22 protein-coding genes are annotated in these 24076 nt (G+C 61.4%); 16 read left to right on the top strand and 6 right to left on the bottom strand.

Annotation, left to right across the window (positions count from 1 at the left end):
- Nucleotides 1-50 precede the first annotated feature (50 nt).
- The 3 genes from AC3EA7_RS15545 to AC3EA7_RS15535 all read left to right on the top strand — a co-directional run bounded on the left by AC3EA7_RS15545 (nucleotide 51) and on the right by AC3EA7_RS15535 (nucleotide 3245).
- Nucleotides 51-1082 carry a sulfurtransferase gene (locus AC3EA7_RS15545; RefSeq protein ID WP_488614982.1) on the top strand — a complete coding sequence of 344 codons (1032 nt, stop codon included), beginning with the start codon at nucleotides 51-53 and terminating at the stop codon, nucleotides 1080-1082.
- Between the two features lie 6 nt (nucleotides 1083-1088).
- A complete protein-coding gene (locus tag AC3EA7_RS15540; protein ID WP_488614981.1) occupies nucleotides 1089-2327 on the top strand; it encodes a YeeE/YedE family protein in 1239 nt (412 codons plus the stop codon).
- Nucleotides 2328-2582: 255 nt separating this feature from the next.
- Entirely contained in the window at nucleotides 2583-3245 is a 663-nt protein-coding gene (locus AC3EA7_RS15535; protein WP_488614980.1) for a hypothetical protein, read from the top strand.
- 242 nt (nucleotides 3246-3487) lie between these two features.
- Here AC3EA7_RS15535 and AC3EA7_RS15530 read toward each other — a convergent pair whose 3' ends face one another.
- From AC3EA7_RS15530 to AC3EA7_RS15520, 3 genes are read right to left on the bottom strand one after another with little or no spacing between them, the layout of a single operon-like run.
- Nucleotides 3488-4882 (bottom strand): nitrilase-related carbon-nitrogen hydrolase, encoded by a 1395-nt coding sequence (locus tag AC3EA7_RS15530; RefSeq protein WP_488614979.1) that lies wholly within the window; start codon nucleotides 4880-4882, stop codon nucleotides 3488-3490.
- A 6-nt stretch (nucleotides 4883-4888) separates the two neighbouring features.
- The gene (locus AC3EA7_RS15525) at nucleotides 4889-5032 is read right to left on the bottom strand and encodes a hypothetical protein (RefSeq protein ID WP_488614978.1); all 144 of its coding nucleotides are present in this window, start codon (nucleotides 5030-5032) and stop codon (nucleotides 4889-4891) included.
- A 31-nt stretch (nucleotides 5033-5063) separates the two neighbouring features.
- Complete coding sequence (locus tag AC3EA7_RS15520; RefSeq protein WP_488614977.1) at nucleotides 5064-6299, bottom strand: DNA double-strand break repair nuclease NurA; 1236 nt, start codon at nucleotides 6297-6299, stop codon at nucleotides 5064-5066.
- A 274-nt stretch (nucleotides 6300-6573) separates the two neighbouring features.
- Here AC3EA7_RS15520 and AC3EA7_RS15515 point away from each other — a divergent pair, with 274 nt between their 5' ends.
- Entirely contained in the window at nucleotides 6574-7476 is a 903-nt protein-coding gene (locus AC3EA7_RS15515; RefSeq protein WP_488614976.1) for a 1,4-dihydroxy-2-naphthoate polyprenyltransferase, read from the top strand.
- A 21-nt stretch (nucleotides 7477-7497) separates the two neighbouring features.
- Here the strand turns inward: AC3EA7_RS15515 and AC3EA7_RS15510 are convergent, their stop codons facing one another.
- The 3 genes from AC3EA7_RS15510 to AC3EA7_RS15500 form a co-directional block, all read right to left on the bottom strand.
- The gene (locus AC3EA7_RS15510; RefSeq protein ID WP_488614975.1) at nucleotides 7498-7920 is read right to left on the bottom strand and encodes a hypothetical protein; all 423 of its coding nucleotides are present in this window, start codon (nucleotides 7918-7920) and stop codon (nucleotides 7498-7500) included.
- Nucleotides 7914-8972: a hypothetical protein gene (locus AC3EA7_RS15505; protein ID WP_488614974.1), complete on the bottom strand. Its 1059-nt coding sequence runs from the start codon at nucleotides 8970-8972 to the stop codon at nucleotides 7914-7916. Before AC3EA7_RS15505 ends, AC3EA7_RS15510 begins: the two co-directional genes overlap by 7 nt.
- A gap of 363 nt (nucleotides 8973-9335) precedes the next feature.
- Entirely contained in the window at nucleotides 9336-10466 is a 1131-nt protein-coding gene (locus AC3EA7_RS15500) for a homoserine dehydrogenase (RefSeq protein WP_488614973.1), read from the bottom strand.
- Between the two features lie 115 nt (nucleotides 10467-10581).
- On the opposite strand from AC3EA7_RS15500, the gene AC3EA7_RS15495 reads away from it, so the two are divergent.
- The 12 genes from AC3EA7_RS15495 to AC3EA7_RS15440 all read left to right on the top strand — a co-directional run bounded on the left by AC3EA7_RS15495 (nucleotide 10582) and on the right by AC3EA7_RS15440 (nucleotide 24075).
- The gene (locus tag AC3EA7_RS15495) at nucleotides 10582-11145 is read left to right on the top strand and encodes a GNAT family N-acetyltransferase (RefSeq protein ID WP_488614972.1); all 564 of its coding nucleotides are present in this window, start codon (nucleotides 10582-10584) and stop codon (nucleotides 11143-11145) included.
- 325 nt (nucleotides 11146-11470) lie between these two features.
- Entirely contained in the window at nucleotides 11471-11827 is a 357-nt protein-coding gene (locus AC3EA7_RS15490) for an NADH-quinone oxidoreductase subunit A (RefSeq protein ID WP_488614971.1), read from the top strand.
- A gap of 220 nt (nucleotides 11828-12047) precedes the next feature.
- Nucleotides 12048-12854, top strand: coding sequence for an NADH-quinone oxidoreductase subunit B (locus tag AC3EA7_RS15485; protein ID WP_488614970.1), 807 nt, complete (start codon nucleotides 12048-12050; stop codon nucleotides 12852-12854).
- Nucleotides 12832-13401 carry an NADH-quinone oxidoreductase subunit C gene (locus AC3EA7_RS15480; protein ID WP_488614969.1) on the top strand — a complete coding sequence of 190 codons (570 nt, stop codon included), beginning with the start codon at nucleotides 12832-12834 and terminating at the stop codon, nucleotides 13399-13401. Before AC3EA7_RS15485 ends, AC3EA7_RS15480 begins: the two co-directional genes overlap by 23 nt.
- An 8-nt stretch (nucleotides 13402-13409) precedes the next feature.
- The gene (locus AC3EA7_RS15475) at nucleotides 13410-14534 is read left to right on the top strand and encodes an NADH-quinone oxidoreductase subunit D (RefSeq protein ID WP_488614968.1); all 1125 of its coding nucleotides are present in this window, start codon (nucleotides 13410-13412) and stop codon (nucleotides 14532-14534) included.
- Nucleotides 14535-14840: 306 nt separating this feature from the next.
- A complete protein-coding gene (locus AC3EA7_RS15470; RefSeq protein ID WP_488614967.1) occupies nucleotides 14841-15671 on the top strand; it encodes a 4Fe-4S dicluster domain-containing protein in 831 nt (276 codons plus the stop codon).
- Between the two features lie 14 nt (nucleotides 15672-15685).
- Nucleotides 15686-17047: a complex I subunit 1/NuoH family protein gene (locus AC3EA7_RS15465; RefSeq protein WP_488614966.1), complete on the top strand. Its 1362-nt coding sequence runs from the start codon at nucleotides 15686-15688 to the stop codon at nucleotides 17045-17047.
- 36 nt (nucleotides 17048-17083) lie between these two features.
- Entirely contained in the window at nucleotides 17084-17728 is a 645-nt protein-coding gene (locus tag AC3EA7_RS15460; protein ID WP_488614965.1) for an NADH-quinone oxidoreductase subunit J family protein, read from the top strand.
- A gap of 54 nt (nucleotides 17729-17782) precedes the next feature.
- On the top strand, nucleotides 17783-18109 hold the full coding sequence (gene nuoK, locus AC3EA7_RS15455; protein WP_488614964.1) for an NADH-quinone oxidoreductase subunit NuoK: 327 nt from the start codon (nucleotides 17783-17785) through the stop codon (nucleotides 18107-18109).
- A gap of 287 nt (nucleotides 18110-18396) precedes the next feature.
- The gene (gene nuoL / locus AC3EA7_RS15450; protein ID WP_488614963.1) at nucleotides 18397-20577 is read left to right on the top strand and encodes an NADH-quinone oxidoreductase subunit L; all 2181 of its coding nucleotides are present in this window, start codon (nucleotides 18397-18399) and stop codon (nucleotides 20575-20577) included.
- A gap of 272 nt (nucleotides 20578-20849) precedes the next feature.
- A complete protein-coding gene (locus tag AC3EA7_RS15445) occupies nucleotides 20850-22550 on the top strand; it encodes a complex I subunit 4 family protein (RefSeq protein WP_488614962.1) in 1701 nt (566 codons plus the stop codon).
- A 7-nt stretch (nucleotides 22551-22557) separates the two neighbouring features.
- Complete coding sequence (locus tag AC3EA7_RS15440; protein WP_488614961.1) at nucleotides 22558-24075, top strand: complex I subunit 4 family protein; 1518 nt, start codon at nucleotides 22558-22560, stop codon at nucleotides 24073-24075.
- Nucleotide 24076 lies beyond the last annotated feature (1 nt).

The raw sequence follows: 24076 nt of genomic DNA, 5'->3' as shown, positions 1-24076 counted from the left end.
TGCACCGGTGCATCCAGGGAAACCGTTCACCCATCGAAAGCGAGGACCTTGTGGACAGAACGCTGTTGCGGACTGCTGGCGCCGCCGTTGCCGGCGCACTCGTGACACTCGCCATCGTGGCGATCATCTCTGTTAATCGCCCGCAGCCGGCGGCGCCATCGACCGTCGCGCCGGCAACGCCCGCCGCTCCTGCTGCTCCTGCGGCTGTGAGTTCACCCCGCGAACCGCGCAATTTCGAAGATGTCGTTGTCAGCACCGAATGGCTCGCGCAGAATCTCGACAATCCAAAGGTGCGCGTGATTGAAGTCAGCGTCGTGCCGGGGTTGTACGAACGCGGTCACATTCCCGGCGCGGTCAACTTTGTCTGGACCACCGATTTCGTCGATACGGTATCGCGCAATATCATTGCGCCAGAGCGCTTCCAGGAACTGGCGCGCGCTGCAGGCATCAACAACGACACAACCATCGTGCTCTACGGCGACAACAACAACTGGTTCGCCGCCTGGGGCGCGTGGGTCTTCCGCCAGTATGGCGCGGAGGACGTGCGGTTGCTGGATGGCAGCCGCAGCAAGTGGGAAGCCGAGAACCGCGAACTCTCGACCCGCGCGCCGGTCTATCCGCCAGGCGATTTTACCGTTCAGCAGCGCGGCGATCTGCGGGCGCTCCTGCCGGATGTGTTGAAGGTCGTGAATGGTGAGGACAATCGAGTGCTGGTCGATATTCGCTCGCCGGATGAGTTCAGCGGGAAGATTTTTGCGCCGGAAGGGTTCCAGGAACTGGCAGTGCGCGCAGGTCATATCCCTGGCGCCGTCAACATCCCGTGGAAGAAGGCGCTCAGGGACGATGGCACCTTCAAGAGCGTTGAGGAACTGCGCCAGCTGTATGCCGAAGCGGGCGTCGATGGCAGCAAGCCGGTCATCACCTACTGCCGGATTGGCGAGCGCGCCAGCCACACCTGGTTCGTTCTCAGTGAAATCCTGGGGTATCAGGTGGCGCTCTACGATGGTTCCTGGACCGAGTATGGCAACAGCGTCGGCGTGCCGATTGCCAATCCCGCCGGCACCATCTGGGGCGTGAAGTAGACGACGATGTCGAACGCATTGCCTGGGAGCAGCCCGGCTGACCGGGCTGCTTCTCCCAAACCTGAACTGACTGCGGCAGAGATGCTGCGCTATGGCGGAGCGGTGCTGCTCTTCGTCGGGTTGCTGGCAGGCGCGTATCTGTTGCAGACGACGCCGGGGCGCGGTGCATCGGCGACCCTCTCGCTGCTGATCGGCGCCGCACTTGGCGTTGCCTTTGAGCGCGGGCGGTTCTGCTTCTTCTGCATCTTCCGCGACTTCATCGAGCAGCGCAACGCCGGTCCGCTCTACGCGATCCTGGCTGCACTGGCGGTGAGTGGCATTGGATATGTCATCGTGTTTGGCGCGTTTCTGCCCAATCCGGCGAGCGGTCGATTGGCGCCCGATGCGCATATCGGACCGGCCAGCCTGGCGCTGGTTGCTGCTGGTCTGGCATTTGGCATAGGGATGGCGCTCTCCGGTGCGTGCATCAGCGGGCATCTGTATCGCCTGGGAGAGGGATCGGGGTATGCGCCGCTGGCGCTTGCCGGTTCGCTGATCGGCTTTGGTTTCGGTTTCGGGACGTGGCATTGGCTCTACGTGACGATAATCGCCGATGCGCCTATCGTCTGGCTGCCGCACTGGATCGGCTATGGCGGGTCGCTCTTTCTGCATCTGGCAGTGCTCGGCGTCCTGGCGCTCGCGCTGCTGCGCTACGTTCCATCGCTGCCGCCCCGCCCTGCATATAAACTTGACGTAAAAATCCTATGCCAGGCGCTCTTCCGTGACCGCTGGAACCCGCTCGTGACCGGCGCAGTTGTCGGGATCATCGGCGTTGTGGCATACCTGCGGATCGAACCGCTGGGCGTCACATCGCAACTCGGTAGCGCAACCCGGACGGTGATGAACCAGGCGGGATGGTTGCCGGCGCGTCTCAATGGTCTGGATGGTTTCGCCGGCTGCGCCACGCAGGTGGTGCAGACGATTAGCGACAACGGCTGGCTGATCGTGGGGCTGGCGCTCGGATCATTTGGCGCTGCACTGCTTGCCGGTCGCTTCCAACCGACGGCGCCGCGCCCCGGCGGAAGCGTCGCGGCGCTGCTCGGCGGGGTATTGATGGGGTGGGGCGCCATGACAGCGCTCGGCTGCACGGTGGGAACGCTTCTCTCTGGCATCTCCGCGTTTGCGCTATCAGGGTGGGTGTTCGGCGCAGCGGTCTTCGCCGGCGTGTGGGTTGGCATCACACTGCGCCTCCACCGGTGGATGTAGATTTCTGCGGTAGATTGTCCATTCTCCACGCTTCGCGCGCGACACATCGCGCGCTCTATGCAACACCGAACTTCGCAATGGAGCAGAGTCGAGTCCTTTGTGTCGGACTGCGAATCTTGCCCGGTGACATCGTTCTTGCTGATGGAAGGTCTCATCGGTGGTGTGTCGCCGTCGGTGGGCATTCCTGCTCAATTCGACACAAGATGTCAGTAATCGCATATGGGAAGTTCTGGTATGCAGGGTTGTTCACGACATATGAGCTCTTTCATCCTCGTCCTGGTCGGGATCGTTTTCCTCATCGGCGGCGTCAGCATTGGCATCTTCAGTGCGCGCGCCGCACAAGCAGCGGCGGAACGCGCTACGCGCCTTCCGGTTGCAACAGCGCGCGATGTCGAACGCAGCGCCGGTGGCGCGGAAGTGCTCATCGAAGGTGTGATCGATGCGCGCAATCCGGTGAATGTGCGCAATTTCGTTGCGTATATCCGCGAAGAGTATCGCGGCATCGACACCACCGATAATCGGGAGGTGTGGAAAGAAGATGAGCGCTGGACGCCGCCTTTGCTCATTCGGGTCGCCGATGGCGCTGTGCAGATAGCCAATGATGCGTACCGGCTTGAGGAACCGCCGGTGCAATGGCAGGAGTCGAGTCGTCTGGAGTGGAATGGGTTCAGCCGCGAAGGAACGAAGCGGTATCGTGGTTTCGAGGCAGGCAATTCGGTCACGGCAGTCGGTCGGGTCGTCGATAGCGGCGAAGGGCGCGCGATCGAAGCGGAATTCATCTTTGGCGGCACGCGCAACCAGTATATCGCTTACCAGCGAGCGACAATGTCGATCGCGCCGGTTGTGGGGCTTATCGCCGGTGGAATAGGGATTGTGATCATTTTGGGCGGCATCTGGACGATCTTCCGAAACAGGTAAGAGCCTGTCCGAAACATTGCCACGTGACGTGCGGATGGGTGGGCGAAGGCAATGCCTTCGCCCACCCATCCGATGATTTTTTCTGAACAGGCTCTCATCCAGACGGCAGGGAGCGGACGGTGGCTGAGCCTGTCGAAGCCGGCTGAGCCTGTCGAAGCCACCGTCTGCCACGCCACATCCTTGATTGTCCAGGTTTTGGTTGATCGCCCCATAAAAAACCCGTAGAACGACAGTCGCTTGTTTCAGCGCCTGCCATACCAGCGATGCGCCACAAACCCTATCCCCATCGCCAGCACCGCCAGCCAGCCGAACCAGTCGCCAAAGCGGGTGGAGAGCGTTCGTTCGGAAACCACGAATGTCTCACCTGTCACCACGCCGCGCTGATTGATGCCGCTCTCGGCGGTGATTCGCCCATACGGATCGATCACCATCGCAACGCCGCTGGTGGCGCCCAGACCAAAGGCGACACGGTTCTCCACCGCCCGGAAGACCGTATCGGAAGCGTGCAACGGCGGAAACCAGCGGTTACCGGAGAAGTCGTCGTCCACCGGCATCAGCGCGATCTGCGCTCCGGCGCGCGCCAGTTCGCGTGTAATCCAGGGGAGATGGCGGTCCCAGCAGACGCCCAATCCGACTCTGCCGTAGGGCGTCTCGAATACCGGAAAGTCGCGTGGCCCCGGCACAAATCCGAACTCCTGCTCCTCACCCGTCACATTGATCTTGGCGCGCCGTCCTGCCTCCGCGCCGTCCGGTCCGAACATTACCGCGGCGTCGTACATGCCGTCTGCGGTGCGCCAGACCATATCGACGACCAGGTAGGCGTTCATTTCGCGTGCCAGATTGCCGACCTGCGCGGCGAAGGCGGGATCGTCGGCATCGGCGAACTCATTTTCGGGCCAGACGACGAAGGCGGGACGCCATTCGGCAACGCTGCGCGTCAGTGCGGCGTTCACATCGAAGATCGCCTGCGACATCTCCGGCGTATCGGCGTAGTACCCTTCCTGCTCGACGGGCAGACGGCTGAGCGCCTGAATCGCACGGTCCTGGTTCGCCAGATCGACCGTCGCTGCGATCCGAAAGTGGTGCGCTGAGCTTGCCGAAGTGCGGTTATCCGGCGCAGGCGGGATGATCAGCGCTCCCCAGATGATGATCGCCGCCACTGCTGCAAGCGCCGCAACTGCGGGCATATGCGCCTGGCGCCGTTTCCAGGCGGCGACAATCAGCAACGCGATGGCGCTGTTCACCAGCATGACCAGGAAACTGAGACCGGGAAAGCCGGTGACGGTGAGAACTTGCAGGGCTGGCAGAAAGCGCCACTGGCTCTTCGCCAGCAGTTCAATCCACCAGTCACCGGTTACGGGCGCAATGAATCGCAGGAACTCCAGCGCCGTCCAGACCACCGGCGCCCCCAGCGCCTTGAGCGACTCCGGCAATTGTTCCTGGAGCGCCGTTCCTGCATGAATCAGTCCGGCATAGAAGCATCCGACCGCGATGATCAGGACGATGCCCAACACCGGACCGAACATCGCCGGGTACCAGAGGTGCGCTATGGCGGACCAGATGATGCCAAAGGGAAGCGCTATCACAAAGTGGCGCGGGAGCGGTTGGGTATGGAGCGCGATCAGGAGCGGCGCCACGCCTATCTAGCCGAGCAGTCCCCAATCCAGGATCGTCGGCATCGAGGTGCCGATCAGTGCGCCAGACAGGAGCGACAGCGCAAGCGGGAACAGGGGGTTGACGTTGGCAACCGGAGCAACTGCCGTGGGAGCAGAGACCCTGTGTGTCATTAGAGCACCTCTTCGAGGAATAGTGCCGGCATCACACAGCCTGCTGCTCTTTCGACGCCGCCTTGCGCGACGAGGTTGCAGGAAGGTCTGCCCGGATCAGGCTTCGTTCGACGATCCGCTCGAAGGCGCGGCGGTCGGCGGCGCGAATGACCGCCTGCTCGTGAGCGCGCGCCAGCGCCACCGGGTATCCCTGCCCCTTGAGGCACTGATCGTACACCAGCGCATGCACCCGGTCGAGGAGTTCAGCATCTTCGGCGACCCAGCGCGGCATTTCGACCCGCGCGATTTCTCGCCCGACGCGCATGTAGAAGAAGTGAATCAGGTGCGCGCCGTAGGATTCGACATTGACCCGCGACATCGAGGCGAACAGTGGTCCACGTTGCCCTTCGTCCAGCATATCCGCCAGAATGTTGGCATCGCTCAACCCGTGGCAGACAAAGCACGATGGCGTGCGCCCGGCGGCGGCATCGCTACAGGCGTTGCACTTTGCGCCGCGCTGCTGTTCCAGGTTCACATCAGGGCAGAGCATCAGGCGGATCATCCCGGCCACTTCAGGCGACCGCGGACGGCTGATGTAGGAGGCGACCGGAATCTTGCGTGCGCGCATCTCGTCGAGGCAGGTCAGGTAGGGGCGCAGAAAATGCTCCAGCACCGCTTTCTCTGCGCCTGCAAGCGTCCAGCGCACGAGCGTGCCGTCCTGGAGCGCCAGCGCCGGGATGTCATTGGCGGTGAGAAACTCCTCTGCCAGGGAGACCAGTTCAGTTCCTTCGGCGACGTCGCGCCGCGCGCTGAGATAGTTGCCCTCGATGGGAATACGCCGCATGCCGTCGGTCAGATAGAGATCCTCTTCACGAAAGCAGAGCGTCGGGTGCGCCGCCAGTTTCGCCGCCGGACTCGCGCCATACCGCAGGTAGACGCGCCCAATGTTGAGCACATAACAGAGCGCCGCGCCGTGTCGGTCGATGTCGATGTGCGACCCATCCGTCGCAATCACCGCATAATCCGGCGGTCGCGGCGGAGCGTCGCGCACCGTATTGAGCGGCTCGACCGGGCGCGCCAGCAGCCAGACGCACCCGTCGCGGCTCAGGTCTACCGCCTGCGCCCACATCGCGTGGGCGGACGACTCGCGCGGTTCGGCAGGCTCACCGCTTCGCAGATAATGTTCGAGCGCCTGCGCACAGCGCTGCACATAATCCGGCGCTTCGCGGTTCAGGGCGCTGCTCATTTCGCGTGCCTGGCGGCTCAGTTCGGTCAGATCGAGCGACATAGACGTTCCCCTTTCCCAGAGACATGCCACGAGTATAGGACAGATGAGCGAAAATGTCGAATATCCAGGCAAGAGGGAAGAGGCAAGAGGCGAGAGGATTGCAGGAAGGCAGGTGGGCAGGCGGGGAGTGGAGAGCGGGCAGGTGAGGAGTGGGCAGCAGGCAGGCGGGGAGGGGGGAGTGGGCAGGTGTTTCTAACCTCTAACCTCTAACCCCTAACCTCTAACCCCTAACCCCTATGATATTATAATAAGAGAGGAATACGTGAGGATACCAATGAACCTCCCGCTCTCCCCATCCCATCCCGGTCGATTGCGCGCGTGGGTGCTCGCTGCGCGCCCGCAGACGCTCCCTGCCGCCGTCGCGCCGGTGATCGTCGGGTCGGCGGCGGCATTCGCCGCCGGGAGTTTCCGCTGGCTGCCGTTTCTTGCGGCGCTCGCCGGGGCGTTGCTCATCCAGATCGGGACGAACCTGGCGAACGATTACTTCGACTTTCGGAAAGGCGCCGACACCGCCGAACGCCTGGGTCCGGTGCGCGTCACGCAGGCGGGACTGCTGGCGCCGGAGACCGTGCGTACCGGCATGATCATCACGTTTGGCGCAGCGGCGCTGATCGGCGTCTATCTGATCATCGTCGGCGGCTGGCCCATCCTGGTGATCGGCATCCTCTCGATTGCCGCTGGCGTGCTCTACACCGGCGGACCATGGCCCCTGGGTTATAACGGATTGGGCGATCTGTTCACCTTTATCTTCTTCGGGATCGTGGCCGTAACGGCGACGGCGTATCTGCACGTCGGCGCAGTGCCGCTGCTGGCATGGGCGGCGTCCGTGCCGGTGGCGATGCTGGTCACCGCGATTATCGTGGTCAACAACCTGCGCGACATTGCTACTGACCGCGCAGCGGGGAAGCGCACGCTGGCGGTGATCATCGGTGCGCGGGCGGCGCGCGCTGAGTATGCGTTCCTCGTTATTGGCGCATTCCTGGCGCCGCCGCTCCTCTGGCTCGGTGGGCTGACCGGACCGTGGGTGATGCTGGCGTGGCTCTCCGCGCCGCTGGCGATTGCACCGATGCGCACCATGCTCACCGGTGAGGGGCGGACGCTCAACCTGGCGCTCAAAGGAACCGCCCGGCTGCACCTGGCATTTGGTCTCCTGCTGGCGCTGGGGATGGTCGTCTAGCAGGGTTGCCGTTGTGCTTGCTTATGGCGCACGCCAGAGGAGCAAATACCCCTCCGATCCGGTTGATCCGCCGGGAGCGGGTTGCAGTGCGTTGAACGTGATCAGGCTGCGCGGCCTCGCCGGATCCAGGCTCAGGGTCGCCACAGCCAGCGCCTTCCCGTTGCGCACGGCAAGTGCGTGCGCGGCGCTTTTCCCGCCCGACAGCATCGGACCGGCGTAGGGCGTCCAGATCAGGCGCTGCTGGAAATTGGCGCTGATCAGCGCCACATACCCCTCGCCGCCCTCGTATGGACCCACGGCGATCCCAGCAATTCGCTGCTGGTCGCGGTTCTTGATGCAGCAGGCTGCATCACCCGCCAGGAACACCTGTCCGCCCTCGTTGGCAGCGATTGCGCGAATGCTGATCGAATTTCCCTTGTTGTCGCTCGTGCGTCGCGTCAGCAATGCCTGCGCCAGGGTGAGCGACCCGTCCGCCGGGTTGAAGCGCCCAAACCACCCGATCTTGACACTGCCGGTGTTGGTCGAGTCGCTGTACAGGTCGTGCTGGACCAGGCGCGCACCCAGTGGAATTGAGAGGTCCTTCGGTCGCGCGAGAAGACCGACACGCCAACACCGCCGTTGATCGACCCGGCGACATACAGGTTGCCATCGGCGCCGAGCGCGAGGCGCTCCACCCGGCTATCGGCGCCAAATCCGGGCACGGCGGCAAAATCGTAACTGCGCCAGCGCAGCGTTCCGTCATAGGCATATGCTCGCACCCATGGCAGTTGCAGGTTGCTGCTGACCTGCGTGTAGCCGCCGACGATCACCTGCCCGCGCGCTGAGTCGACCGCCAGATCGCCGGCGACTGTGCCATCCACGGTCCAAGAGGCGACCGGTGCACCATGCACGTCGTACACGAAAACCGTCTTGCCCGCCAATGCGGCTGCGGTTCCGTCTGCGCCGGCGGCGCAGCGCGCAACATTGCCGGGATTTGCGCTCCAGACGGCGCTTGCGGCATCGGCGCTCAGGCGCACAATTCCGGCGTCGCCACAGACAATCAGGTGACCGGTGGTATTGATCTCCAGGTCGCGCACGACGCTGCCGAACCGCAGGACCGACAGCACGCCGCTGCCAGTGGCGCTCAGGCGCACCACGGCGCCAGTGGTGGCGCCCGGCAGCGTGATTACCGGTGCAGCTGGCGGCGCATAGCCAGGCAACGCGCCGGCAACGATCAGGGCGCCATCGGGGGCAATGCCGGCGCCGTTGAGTTCATCGGCGCCAGCGCCGCCAATGTAGGTCGCGGCGATTGCGGGGAGGTTCGACATTGGCGTTGCTGGCGCCACCACCAGCGGCAGATACACAGCGAACGAAGCATCCTGCGGCGCAGCCGGCTGCCCCCCAACAATCGCGCCGCTGCTCAGGAGGAGAAGTGCGCAGACAAGCGTCACACAGAGCACACGCACCCTGCCATGCCAGAGACCAAACAGCGTGTTCATCTGTTGTACAGTTCTCATACAATGCGCGGTCATGTGGACGATAATGGTTTCTGATGCCAATGCGAGGCGAGAGGCGAGAGGCAAGAGGCGAGAGGCAAGAGGCGAGAGGCGAGAGGCGAGAGGCGAGAAGCGAGAGGCAAGCGGGTTGCACCGGGCGATACTGGATTATTTTCTCAAAAACCATTATTTGAGTCCACTGCACAGCGGTCATTGGTACGATACTGCCGGTGTGCGCGGCGAGACGCCGGGGCGCTGCGGGCTGAAGCCCTCGCTGAGCACGCAGTTCGACTACGCTCACCGCAAGTGCAAGCCCCGCTGGGGCTGCTGATGCCAATGCGCAGTCATGCGTCCGAGACATGCGATGCGCTTGGTTCTCAGTTCTCAGTTCTCGGTTCTTAGTTCTCGGTTCTCAGTTCTCGGTTCTCGGTTCTCAGTTCTCGGTTCTTGGTTCTCAGTTCTCGGTTCTTGGTTCTCAGTTCTCCGAACCCGATGCAACGCCAGCAGATCGGACAGGATCGCAAAGCCGGTAGCGACCCCGCCTGCTCCTGGACCGATGATCGTCACATCGCCGAGCAGGTCGGTGGTGATTGCCAGCGCATTGGTTGCGCCATCGACACTGGACAGCGGATGCGCGATCATTAACCGCAGCGGACGCACCGCTGCCCGCACTGTCGGACCATCGCGCCAGACGCGCGCAATCAGTTTCCAGCGTTCACCCGCCGCCGCCGCCGCCGCGACCATCTCGCGGGTGATGCCGGTGATCCCTTCGCACTCGACATCCGCCGGGGTCAGTCGCGCATCCATCAGGACATTCGCCAGGATGGCGGCTTTGCCAGCGGCATCGTGTCCCTCCACATCGCCGGTTGGGTCGGTTTCGGCATACCCCAGGCGTTGCGCCTCCGCCAGTGCGCTGGCGTAATCCATCCCGCGTTCCATTCTGGTCAGAATGAAATTGGTGGTGCCATTCACGATCCCGCGCACTTCCTGGATGTCGCACCCGGCAAGATCGCTCCATCCCAGGCGCAACGCCGGCGTGCCCGACATCACGGTGGCCTCGAGTCCGAGCGTGACGCCGCGTTCTTCCGCGAGGCGACGAAGTTCAGCGAAGTAAAGCGCGATCGGTCCTTTGTTGGCAGTAATGATGTGCATGCCGCGCGCAATGGCTGCCCGGATATGCGTCGTCGCCGGTTCACCTGTCGTCATATCGGTCGGCGACGCTTCCACCAGCACATCGGCGTCTACCTGAGCGATCATCTGATCGGTATTCCAGGCGCGCGCACCCGGCAATTCACCGATTGCGTCCGATGCCGCAGCGCGTAGCAGCGTTGCAGCGTCGATCCCGTTCGGGTCGTACACACACCAGCGCCGGGTGCAGGCGGCGACGATCTGTACATCGACGCCGTAACGATCAACGAAACGCTGACGATACAACGACAGTATCTCGGTGAATCCGCGACCGACGCTCCCAAAACCTACCAGCGCCAGGCGGTATGCTGATGTGGCAGAAGTCATTGATAGCGTTCCTTCAGGTAATAATGCATTGCGTTATAAAGTCGAGAAAAATCAACCCCATTTATCGCTGATTGGGTGTATTATAACATATGAGGAAGTAGAGTCAGGAGCAGATATGAAGCTACAAACCGAATCCGACCGCTTTGTACGAGGCCACGGCTCTGTGACCGTCGTCACCCGCAAGGGGCGCAAGGTGCGGATCAGGCATATTCGCCCGACCGATGCCTCCTTGCTGGTCGATCTGTTTCATCACCTCTCGCCGGAGACGCGGCGTTTCCGCTTTTTCACCGCCCTGCCCGATCTGCCGGACGACATCCTGTGGCGCGAAGCGCGGCGTTACGCGGATTTCAACGAACGGAAACAGGCCGCGTTCATCGCCCTGGCGCGTGAGAACGGGCAGGAGCATGCGATTGGCGTCGTGCGCCTCGTGCTCGACAAGAATGACCCCGATACCGCCGAGTTCGCCATCGTGTTGCGCGACGACTATCAGCGCGAGGGGTTGGGGACGATCATGCTCGACCTGCTCATCCAACTGGCGCTGGTGCGCGGCATCAAGCGTCTGCGCGGGATCTCTCTGGCGGATAACGAAGGGGTGCATCGCCTGATCCAGAAGTGCGGCTTCCCGGTTGAGAGCCATACGTCCCATGGTGAAACGACCCAGGTGATTCATCTGGAATGATAGTTTGATCCCCTCTCCCAACCTTCCTGCCTTCGCATCCGCCACGTTCTTACGAGTGTATTGCCGCGCCCCTTTTCGCGTGCGCCCACAGGGGGCGCCCCTACGTCTGCTTCTTGCGTGCGCCCACAGGGGGGCGCCCCTACCTTGCCCGCAACCTTCCCACGTTCAACGTTCAACCTTCGACGTTCAACGCTCCCACCTTCCCACCTGTAACCCCTGGTTGCAATCTTTTTACCAGTTTGTTTGCGATTTCACGAAGGGTTGTGATATACTCAGCAATGTCATTGCGCCTGAGAGAGACAGTCCCCGCAAGGAGCGCAGTCCGATGTTGGCGAACTATGCGTTTATTGGCGTGTTTTTTATCGGTGCGGTCATCTTCCCGCTCGTCCCGCTGGTAGCCGCGTATTTCCTTGGTCCCAAACGCCCCACGCCGATCAAGCTCGACACGTATGAGTGCGGTCTGGAAGCGATTGGCGATATTCGGGTGCAGTTCAAGATCCAGTATTATCTGTACGCGCTGGCGTTTGTTATTTTCGATATTGAGGTGGTCTTCCTCTACCCCTGGGCGGTCGCGTATGGGCAGCTCGGCCTCTTTGCGCTGATCGCAATGACCGTGTTTCTGGTTATTCTGATCGGCGGCCTGGTGTACGAATGGAAGAAGGGTGCGCTCGAGTGGGTGTAGGTGAGGCGCGAGGTGCGAGGCGCAAGGTGCGAGGCGCGAGGTGTGAAGGTGGAAGGTAGAAGGTGGAAGGTGGCATTGCCCCTTCGTGCCTTTCGTGATCTTGGTGGAGAGCAGGGGCGAGCGGTGCGAGGCGCGAAGTGCGAGGTGCGAGGTGTGAGGGGTTGCCGATGGAGAGCCGTTGCAGTGCAACGTCTCCACCGGGTGCGAGGGAGAGGCAAACATGTCTGATGATCGTCATATCCAGCTCGAAGCGGAAAAGCAGGGCGTCTTTTTGACGACCATGCAGCGATTCTATAACTGGGGGCGGCGTTCGTCAGTTTGGCCCCTGTCGTTTGGCCTTGCGTGCTGTGCCATCGAGATGATGGCAACCGGTCTGGCGCGCTTCGACCTGGCGCGCTTCGGCGCCGAGATGTTTCGCGCATCGCCGCGCCAGGCGGACCTGATGATCGTCGCGGGGACGGTGACGAAGAAAATGGCGCCGCAGGTGGTGCGCCTCTACAATCAGATGCCCGAACCACGCTATGTTATTTCGATGGGTGCCTGCGCCACCTCTGGCGGGCCGTTCCGCGATGGGTACAATGTGTTGCGCGGGATCGATCTCCTGATCCCGGTTGATGTCTATATTCCGGGTTGCCCGCCGCGCCCCGAAGCTTTGCTCCACGCCTTGATGACGTTGCAGAAGCAGATCGATGCGCAACGCCTGAACCGGGTGCGCTGGTATGGGAAGCGTGAGGCGAAGGAATATCCGGTGCCGACATTCGGGAAGCATGGGCTGGAGATCGATGGCAAGCTGGTCGATCCGGTTGGCGGGTTGCCGCTCATCAGTCCGTATACGTCGCCAACCCAGGGAGAAATGCGCTCCGGTATGATCGAACACCCTGAACTGGTGCGCTATTTCCCGATCATGGACGAAACCGTCGAACTGGAATCGCCCCAGAAGGCGAAAGGCGTTGCACCGGAGATTGCGCATAATGACCTGAAACGCCCTGCTGTTGAGGTAGACCATGCCCAGGATGAGCAGCGCTGAACTCAAAGAGCGGCTGGCTCGTGATCTGCCAGGCGTCTTGATGCCGGCGCGTCCCCGCACGCAGACGAGCAACGGGAGCGAGGCATCTGCTGGCGATGGGAAAGCGGCGCGCCATAAGCGCGGCGAGCACGCGCCCGTCGATCTGCTGGCGACCGACGATGCCGTGGTGTATCCTGAGCGCCTTCCCGACGTGGCGCGCTACGTGCGCGACGTCCTTGGCTATGAGTTGCTCTCGAATATCACTGCAGTCGATTACCTTGCTGATGGTGTGATCGAGATCGTCTACCATTTCTATCATCTCGACGGCGGTCCCGAACTGGTGGTCAAAACCCGTGTGCCGCGCGATCATCCGGTCGTGCCATCGCTCACCGATGAGTGGCCCGGAGCAAACCTTCAGGAGCGCGAGGCGTTTGACCTGTTCGGCGTGGTCTTCCCCGGTCATCCGAATCTGACCCGCATTTATATGTGGGATGAGTTCGAGGGGTGGCCGATGCGGAAAGATTTTCCCAAACAGGGTGATAAGTATTTTGGCGATAGTGAAGAGTGATGTGAGCGATGCTTCAAACGCAGGAACTCCAGATCAATATCGGTCCGCAACATCCGTCAACCCACGGCGTCTTTCGCATGATCGTCACCGTCGATGGTGAGACGATCATCGATCTGAAGCCGGTCTTCGGCTATCTGCACCGCAATCACGAGCAACTGGCGGAGGTTTCGACCTACATTCAGTCGATGCCGTACACCGACCGTCTCGATTATTTCAATTCGATGGCGAACAACCACGCGCTGGCGCTGGCAGTCGAGAAACTGGCTGGCATCAGTGTGCCGCAGCGTGCCGAGTACATTCGCGTGCTGATGGTCGAATTGACCCGTATTCTGAACCATGCCTCAGCGGTCGGCTTTCTGCTGAACGATATGGGCGCATGGCAGACGCCGTTGATGTTCGGCATGCGGGAGCGGGAGAAGATCCTCGACCTGTTCGAGATGGCGAGCGGCGCCCGGATGATGTGCAACTATTTCCGCTTCGGCGGCGTTTGGCGCGACCTTCCGCCTGAGTTCATCCCGCAACTCAAGGAATTGATGCAGGGGTTGCCGGCGTTCTTCGATGAGTTCGAGCGTCTGTTGAAGGAAAATGAGATCTTGTTGTCGCGCACCGTGAATGTCGGCATTCTGCCGAAAGAAGTCGCCGTCTCGTATAGCGTCACCGGTCCGGTGCTGCGCGCGTCGGGCATTCCGTATGATGTGCGCCGGGCTGAACCGTACAGCGTGTACGACGAACTCGACTTTGATATTCCAATCGGGTCGGTGGGGGATGTGTATGACCGCTTCCTGATCCGTATCGAGGAGATGCGGCAGAGTTATCGGATTCTGCAGCAGGTGATCGAGCGCCTGCCTGATACGACTGGCGGGCATATCAATCCGTCGATGGCGAACATCGGCAAGCAGAAGGCGCTGCGCCCGCCGCCGGGTGATGCGTATGCGCGCATCGAGTCGCCGAAAGGGGAGCTGGGCTTCTACCTGGTGAGCAATGGCAGCGAGCGACCATATCGCTACAAGGTGCGCGCTCCGTCGTTCATCAACCTGACGCCGCTCGGCGATATGTGTCGGGGCCATAAGGTCGCCGATGTGGTGGTTATCCTTGGGAGCATCGATATCGTGATGGGTGAGGTGGACCGGTAAACCGTTGAAGGTTGAATGTGCACAGGTTGCAGGCAGGGTAGGGGCGCCCCCCAGTGGGCGCCTGGCAGAGGTGTTTATCCTCCTCTCTGCGCCCTCTGTGGCTCTGTGGTTTAAAGAAACGGTCGATGGAGCAGGTTCAGGTGAACGTTGACGGTAGAAGATAGACCGTCTTCATTTGAAACTCAACCTGGGATAATACAAAACAATCCAATGAATACGCACAAGAACCGATCAAGACGCACCACGTATGTGCAAAATGCGACCTTTCGAGCGCATGATTGAATGCAGAGTAAAGGTGCAGCCTTGATGACGACTGAAATACAGACTGAACCAACCGAAGTCCAAACGACGCGAGGCGGGGTCTATGTTATTGACCGCAGCCGCCCCAGACTGCGCGCCGGTCAGGGGTTGCTGACGGGCCTCGATGTCGTCTTTCGCCATTTTCGCGATGCGCTGACGCGCAAACTGGAAAAACCAAGTCAGCAGACGGGCGTGTTTACCGTTCAGTATCCGGAAGAACGCCTGAAACTGCCCGAGGCGTTCCGCAATTTCCCGATCCTTCTCTACGATGATGAGACCGGGCACGAATTGTGCACCTCGTGTTTCCAGTGCCAGCGTATCTGCCCGCCACAGGTCATCCATATGACGCAGGCCCGCGATCCGTCTACCGGCAAGCCGGTTCCGGCAGTCGCTGAGTTTCTGATCGAGTACGACGCCTGCATGAGTTGCGGTCTGTGTGCGGAAGTCTGCCCGTTCGACGCGATTAAAATGGATCACGAGTTCGAGTATTCGACCGATGTGCACGGCGGGTTGACGATTAACAAGGAAGCGTTGAACCGCCCGATCTCCTACTACGAGAAGATCGCGCCGTCGTTCTGGGCGGAGGTGAAGGACAGCGCAATGAAGAAGTTGCAGGGCAACATGAAGCGCCGTCCTGACCTGATCGGCGTTGCGCCGCAGATGGTCGAGAAGATCAGGGCGAAACGCGCCGATGCCGCCTCCGCGCCACCCGCAGCGGAAGCCCCTGCGCCGACGACGGGGGACGCGCCGACCGACAAAGCCGCGCGCCTGGCGGCGATTAGCGCCGCGAATGCTGCGAAAAAAGCCGCTGCCCAAAATGACGGAAGCGAAGAATAACAGGTGAGCACACTATGACCGACATCCTGCGATCATGGATTGGCAGCGCTCTCCCGGACTGGCTGATCGTTTTGATCGCCTATCTGCTGGTGACCACCATTGTGCTGTTCTATGCCGTCGGAAACTTCATTATGATGGTGTGGGCGGAACGACGTGTGGTTGCGCGCATGCAGGACCGCCTCGGTCCAAATCGGGTGGGACCGGCTGGTTTGCTCCAACCGATCGCTGATGCGGTCAAGATGTTTACCAAGGAAGACATCGTTCCGCGCAGCGCCGATCGATGGGTGCACTTGCTGGCGCCAATCGTCTCGCTCGCGCCGGTGGCGATGATGCTTGCCGTCATTCCGTGGGGGCGCGGCTGGGAGCCGATCGATCTGAATGTCGCACTGCTCTACATCGTCGCCGTGTCAGCCGTGTCGGGCGTCGGATTGATGATGGCGGGTTGGGGATCGAATAACAAATTCGCGCTCCTCGGTGCGATGCGCGCAGTGGCGCAACTGGTCTCCTACGAAATCCCGGCGGTCACAGCCCTGCTCACGGTCGTCATTCTGGCCGGCGGCATGTCGTTGCTGGAGTTGCCCTACATGCAGGCGGGCGTGCCGCTCATGGGCGCAACCATTCTCTGCGGCGATGCGGCAGGATGCTCGCCGTCGCTGTACACCACGGTGACGTCGTTCCCTGGCTCGCCGGGTGAACCGGTGCAGGCGCTCGACCTTGGTCTGGGGTGGTGGGTGTTTACGCCGGTGGGATTGCTTGGCTTTATCGTCTTTTTCATTGCGGCGCTTGCTGAAGGTGAGCGCACCCCGTTCGACATACCCGAGGCGGACTCGGAGATTGTTGCGGGCTACATGACCGAATACAGCGGCATGAAGTTTGCGACGTTCTATATCGCGCAGTACATCCTCAACTTTGCGTTGTCGGCGCTTGCTGCCACCGCGTTCCTCGGCGGATGGCAGGGACCAGGAGTCGCGGCGCTGGCGAATATGGGCGGTCCGTGGGTGCATGTCGCGGCGGCGCTGTCGGCATTCTACCTGCTTGCCAAAATCTGGGTTCTGTTCTTTGTGATGATCTGGCTGCGCGGCGCGTTTCCACGGCTGCGCGTCGATCAGTTGATGGATTTTGCCTGGAAACTGTTGCTGCCGCTGGCTTTGGTCAATATTGTGTCCGCATCGCTGATGGTCGGGCTGACGCAGTGGACGAGCGCACAGTGGGGCGGGTTGTTGAGCCTGGATGGGTTTGCGCCCTGGCAGCGCCAATTGATCGCCATTCTGGTGACGGCGATTATCAATATCGCCGCCGCCTACTGGATTCTCTCGATCAATCAGCGCCCGACGCAGGAAGAATGGATCGAGGAAGAATTGGTCGTCGCTTCCTGAGATGCAAGCGCATTATTTATCGTATTGGCGCGCCTTATGAATACGTTGATCACTATTCTGTTCGTGGTCTTTGCCGCGCTTATCCTGACGTCTGCAATCATGACCGTCACGGTGAGGAATATCGTGCATGCCGCACTCTGGCTGATTTCGTCCTTCTTCGGCGTCGGCGCGCTCTATCTGTTGATGGAGGCGGAGTTCCTCGGTGTTGCGCAGGTGCTGATCTACGTCGGCGCGGTGTCGATCCTGATCCTGTTCGCCATTATGCTGACGCGCGATCTCGAAGGAAGCCAGAATCGACAACTGACGCCGCGCTGGTGGATTGCGTTGATCGTGCCGGCAGCGCTGTTCGGTCTCCTGATTGTGCCGACGGTCATGACCCACGCATGGCAACTTCCGCCTCCGCCGCTCGCCGGTCAACCGCCTGCCATCTCCGGTCCACAACAGATCGGCACGGCATTTATGCGCGAGTATCTCCTGCCATTCGAAGTGGCAGCGATCCTGCTGCTGGTTGCGATGATCGGTGCGATTGTCGTCGCCTTCGAGGAGCGGGAGCGCCGCCGCCGGGTGCTGACCCTGGCGGAACAGGTGCGCCTGCGCCAGCAACAACAGCAACCGGCGCCGTCCCCCGAACCGGTAGCGACTGCCATCCAGGCGTCGGAGGCAACCGGCGGTGAGACGTGATGATGGCGGTATCTGGTCGTTCTTCTCTTCTGTGGTTCTGCATCGAGGCGTGTTATGCCGTCAATGACTGAGGCGGTTCCGCTTCCCTGGGTGCTCACCCTGGCTGGCGCTCTGTTCTGCGTCGGGTTGTTCGGCGCCCTCTCGCGGCGCAATACCGTCGGCATTCTGCTTGGCATCGAATTGATGCTCAATGCCGTCAATATCAATCTGGTCGCGTTCTGGCGCTATCTGGAGCCGAATGTCGTCGCCGGGCAGACGTTCGCGCTGTTCATTATTACTGTGGCAGCGGCAGAAGCCGCGATCGGTCTGGCGATGATCATTGCGATCTACCGCGCACGCCAGACGGTCAACGCCGATGAGGTCGATAGTTTGCGCGGCTGACGATTGCCGCCGAACGTTGCGTGGCGGTTGAAGGTTGTGCTGGGGCGTTCGTTCACTCGCTGGCTGAACCACCGAGATACAGAGAACACCGAGGGCGCTATTCGTTTATTCGCTAACGCATTCGTTGACGCACTCGTTCACAAACTGGTAAAACCACCGAGACACGGAGGATACCCAGGGCGCTATTCGCTTATTCGTTGACCCATTCGTTGACGCATTCGTGTATTCGTTGACGCATTCGTGTATTCTTTGACCCATTCGCTTATTCGCTGACACAAGGTCGCCGTATGGGATGGTTTTTGCAGAACGCCTGGCTGATCCCGCTGTTGCCGCTGATCGGGTTTGCAGTCATTACGCTGACGCCAATTCAGCGCAACAAGAACGCGAGCGCCTGGCTGGCGACGCTGTTGATGGTCGGCGCCACGATCATCGCCGTTGGTACAGCCGTCGAAGTCGCCGGCGGCGTGAAGATTGCAATGGACGGCACGGTTGCTGCGCACGCGGAAGAGTCGCACGCCGCTGAACCCGCCGCCGAAAAAGGCGCCGGGCATGGGTTCGAGTGGCGCGATCCGAATATCGTCCGCACAATCCGCTGGGCGCCGGCTGGCGGTGATGTTCCCTTTACGATGGGGTATATCATCGACCCGGCGGTGGCGGCGATGCTGGTGATGGTGACAGTCACCGCCACCTGCATTCACCTGTTTTCGGTCGGCTATATGGCGCATGACCCGCGTCAGGCGCGTTTCTTCTCGTTCATTTCGCTCTTCAGCGCCGCGATGCTGGCGATGGTGATGGCGAGCAACTTACTCCTGTTCTTCATGGCGTGGGAGATTATGGGTCTGTGCTCGTACCTGTTGATTGGCTTCTGGTACGATAAGAACTATGCCGACCCGAATCAGATCACTCCGCGTCAGGCGGCAATCAAGGCGTTCATTACCACCCGCATCGGCGATGTGCTCTTCATGATCGGTCTGGCATGGCTGTGGACCGAAGCCGGAACCCTCGAACTCGGCGCAGGACCGGGGCAGGTGTTCAACCCTGAACTGCTCGAGCGCCTGGCGACGACCACGACCGGCATCGGGATCAGCGCCGCTACCGGCATTGCGCTGCTGATCTTCAGCGGCACGATCGGCAAATCGGCGCAGTTCCCGCTTCACGTCTGGCTCCCCGACGCGATGGAAGGTCCGACGCCGGTTTCCGCGCTCATCCACGCCGCCACCATGGTGTCGGCGGGGGTATTCCTGACGGCGCGCACCTTCCCAATCTTTCAGGTCAGCGATGCCCTGCCGGTGGTGGCGACAATTGGCGCGTTTACGGCGCTGTTCGCTGCACTGATCGCCGTCGGGCAGTTCGATATCAAGCGCATTCTAGCGTATTCGACCCTTTCGCAACTGGGATTCATGGTTGCGGCGCTCGGCATTGGCGGGTGGGTGGCGGCGATGTTCCATCTGCTCACTCACGCCTTCTTCAAGGCGCTGCTGTTCCTTGGCTCCGGCTCGGTCATCCACGGCATGGAGGCGACGGTCGGGCATGACTCGAATACCGCTCAGGACATTCGTAACATGGGCGGGTTGCGCCGCTTTATGCCGGTGACGTTCCTGGCGTATATGGCAGGCTTCCTGGCGCTCGCCGGGTTCCCTGGCTTCGCCGGGTTCTGGAGCAAGGACGAAATCCTGGCGGATGCGTTCCGCGCTAATACGCTGGTGTGGGTTGTGCTCAGCCTGGCGTCGCTGCTGACGGCATTTTATATGACGCGCCAGATTATGGTGGTGTTCTTCGGCTCGTTCCGCGGGCATCATCCGCGACAGCAGCCGTATGCCTTCGTGTCGCACGATGACCATCACCACGAGGCGCACGACCCGCACGAAAGCCCGTGGACGATGACTGCACCGCTGGTCATTCTGGCGCTGTTCGCAGTGTTTGCCGGCGTCGTCAACCTGCCGTTCGACGGTTTCCACCATCTGGCGGATTTTTTCGGGCAGGAAGCCGGAAAACTGAACCTGCTGGTCATGGGGATTTCCAGCGCGATTGCGATTGGCGGCATTCTGCTGGGATGGCTGGTGTACCGTAACGCTTTCGTATCATCCGCCGAGGAAGCCGATCCGCTGGAGCGGATGATGCCTGGCGTCTTTACGGTGCTCAACCGCAAGTTCTACTTCGATGAACTGTATGCAGTGACGGTTGGCGTCGCGACTGCAGTGCTGGCGCGTCTCGGAACCTGGCTCGATGAGCAGGTGATCGACCGCGTGGTGATTGAGACGGGGCGCTTTACCCGCTTTCTGGGGCAGGTCAATTTCATCATCGACGATGCGCTGCTGAACGATGGCGCCGACTTGATGGCAACCGGCACGCAGACCGCCGGTGATCGCACCCGTCGCACGACCACCGGCAAGGTGCAGGATTACGTGGCGCTGGTGTTCGCGGGGGCAGTCGTACTCGGCGTCCTGTACCTGTACCTGGTGCGTTGAGCGTGGAACGGGATCCGTCCGCCCGGCGGCTGAAGCCGCGGGCTACGGGTGCGAAGCCCGCCTGCGCGGGCTAAACGTGGCGATACCGGGCGGCTAGAGGGGGTTCGGGGGTTGCCCCCGAAAGAAAAAATCGGCGGCGGAATGGTTGTGACAGGCGCCGGTGCATGGCGTCCCGCTGACCCAAGAGATCGTTCGTGCGGGCAGGCAGGATGCCTGCGCTTCCGGGAAAAGCATAAGCGGTTACGCGCAGAAGAATCACCCGTGGTGAACTTATGACCTACCTGGCATACGCATCGACACCCTGGCTCACGCTGCTCATCCTGTCGCCGCTGGTCGGGCTGGCGCTGGCAGGGCTGGCAGGCGTGCTGCGACTTGATGACCGGACGGTCAAGATTGGCGCCACTGCGTGGTCGACCATTCCCCTGGCGCTGGCGATCATTGTCTGGGTCGGGTTCAACCCGAATGCGACCGCCGACGGTCAGGGGGTGGTGCAGTTCGTCGAGAAGATTCCGTGGGTGCAGGCGATCCGGGTCGATTATTTCGTTGGTGTGGACGGCATCAGTATGCCGCTGGTCATTCTGACGGCGGTGATGGCGCCGGTGGCGATGCTGGCATCGTTCGGCATCACTGAGCGCGTGAAGCTGTACATCGCGCTCATGTTCCTGCTGGAAGCGGCGATGCTGGGGTACTTCCTGGCGCTCAATTTCTTTTTCTTCTTCATCTTCTGGGAATTCAGCCTGGTGCCGGCGTATTTCCTCATTCAGGGATGGGGGCGCCGCCATGCTGACGCCGCCGACCCGGAGCAACGCCGCCGTAATGCCGCGCTCAAGTTCTTCGTCTATACCATGGCCGGGTCAATCGGCATGCTGCTGCTCTTCCAGTTCTTCTACGTCGCCACGGCTGCGGCCGGCATCCCGACATTCGATCTGATCACGCTGGCGCGTCTGGGTCAGGGGCTGACCGTCGAACGCGCGGCGCTCGATCCGGTGAACCTGACATTGGGTGAGATCATCTTCAACTATGTCGAGCAACTGGGGATTGCCGCTGTGCTTGGGCGCTACCCGCTGCTCTACACATCCATCGCGTTCTGGGCGATCTTTGTCGCGTTCGCAATCAAACTCGGCATCTGGCCCCTCCATACCTGGCTGCCCGATGCCTATAGCGAAGCGCCGCCGGCGGCGTCTATTCTGCTGGCAGCCGTGATGTCGAAGATGGGCGCCTATGGAATGCTGCGCCTGCTGTTGCCATTTGTTCCCGATGCAGCGCAGTATTTTGGTCCGGCGATTGGCGCGCTGGCGCTGATCGGCGTGGTGGCGGGCGCCTTTGGCGCGCTCGGTCAGGTCGGCGGCGACCTCAAGCGCCTGATCGCCTATACCTCGGTCAATCACATGGGGTACGTCGGGCTGGCGATTGCTGCCGCAGCGACCGTTGGCGCAGCGGATGCCGCCACCCGTGCAACAGCGATCAACGGTGCACTGTTCCAGATGGTGGCGCATGGTCTTTCGACCGGTGCGCTCTTCCTGATGGCGGGTATGCTTGCCGAGCGCACCGGTTCCGATGAAATGGGATCGCTCGCCGGGTTGCGCACGACTATGCCGGTTTTTGCCGGGGCGATGGGCGTGGCGACCTTCGGCAATCTGGGGTTGCCTGGGCTTGCCGGGTTCGTCGGCGAATTCTTCATCTTCCGCGGTGTGTGGGCGTCGCTGCCGCTCTTCGCGCTGCTGGCGACAATTGGGCTGGTGGTGACGGCGCTGGCGTTGCTGCGGATGTACGGGCAGATCTTCCACGGTAAAGCCAACGAGCGCAGCGCCATGCCCGACATGCGCCTCGCCGGACGTGAGTTTCTGGCGGTTGCGCCGCTGCTGATTGCGCTCCTGATCCTGGGAGTGTATCCCGCGCCGATTATGGACCTGTCGAACCGGACAGCAACCGCACTGGTGGAAGTGTTCACCCGGGTTGTGGGAGGGGCATAAGCGTCCTATGAACCTGATCGATCTGCCGGCAAATGTGCCGTGGCTTAGCCTGATATGGCTCAGTCTGGCGATACCGACATTCATTATTGCGCTGCTGAAACCGGAGCAGAAGCAGGAAATCCGGATGGTTGGCGCGATCTTCTCGTTCATTTCGCTGGTGTTGACGCTGCTGGTGTATCTGGCGTATGACTACCGCAGCCCGGAGACGTTTCAGTTTCTCGAAGAAATTCCCTGGTTGCCGGAACTCGGCATCAACTACATCCTCGGCGTCGATGGCATCAGCCTGCCGATGCTGCTGCTCAATGGCCTCGTCATTTTCACCGGTGCGCTGATCAGCTGGAACATTGAGGATCGGACCCGCGAGTACTGGGCATTGCTGCTGTTGCTGGCGGCGGGGGTGTACGGCGTCTTCGTGTCGCTCGACCTCTTCCTGCTCTTTATTTTCTATGAACTGGCAGTGTTGCCGATGTACCTGTTGATCGGCATCTGGGGGAGCACGCGCAAAGAGTACGGCGCGATGAAACTGACGCTCTACCTGATGGGTGGATCGGCATTCATCATTCTGGGCATGGTCGCTGTGTATTTCAGCGGCACGCTGCGCACCTTCGACATGCGCCTGCTGGCGCAATCGGCGCTGTTCTCGCGTGATGTGCAGATCATCTTCTTTGTGCCGCTCTTCCTCGGGTTTGCGGTGCTGGCGGGTATGTTCCCGTTCCACACCTGGTCGCCAACCGGTCACGTGGCTGCGCCGACTGCGGTTTCGATGCTGCACGCGGGCGTGCTGATGAAACTGGGGGCGTATGGCTGCCTGCGTGTGGCGATGTGGATCTTTCCCGAAGGCGCCAATTACTGGCTGCTGCCGATTGCCATCGCTACGCTGATCAACGCGGTGTATGGCGCAACTATCGCCATGACGCAACGCGACTTCAAGTTCATGATTGGGTATTCGTCGGTCAGCCACATGGGGTTGACGCTCATGGGTCTGGCAGCGGCGAACACGATCGGCATGACCGGCGCGGTGCTCCAGATGTTCGCGCACGGCGTGATGACGGCGCTCTTCTTCGCGGTCGTTGGGCGAATGGTGTACGACCGGACGCACACCCGGCAGTTTCCCGAACTCGGCGGCCTGTTCACGGTGATGCCGTTTGCGGCGATTGTCTTCATTATTGCTGGGCTGTCGTCGATGGGTATGCCGGGGCTGGCAGGGTTCTGGGCGGAGTTCAACATTTTCATGGGCATGTGGCAACGTTTCCCGCTCATCGCAGTGCTGGCGGGCGTTTCGATCCCGATCACGGCGGGCTACATTCTGATCGCGGTGTACCGGGTGTTCTTCGGCGAAGTGAAAAACCCCGAGTTCCTCCGCCTGCCCGGGTTGACGGCGCAGGAGTATGCCGCCGGCGTTATTCTGGTGGTGGTGCTGATCATCAGCGGCCTCTACCCGGCGTACCTGACCGAGCCGATTGAAGCCAGCATGCAGCCGATTGCCGAGGCGCTAGCGCGCGCCGGAACGCTGGGGATGCGGTGAC

It is taken from the genome of Roseiflexus sp., assembly GCF_057785375.1.
This window is presented reverse-complemented; position numbering and strand designations above follow the sequence as displayed.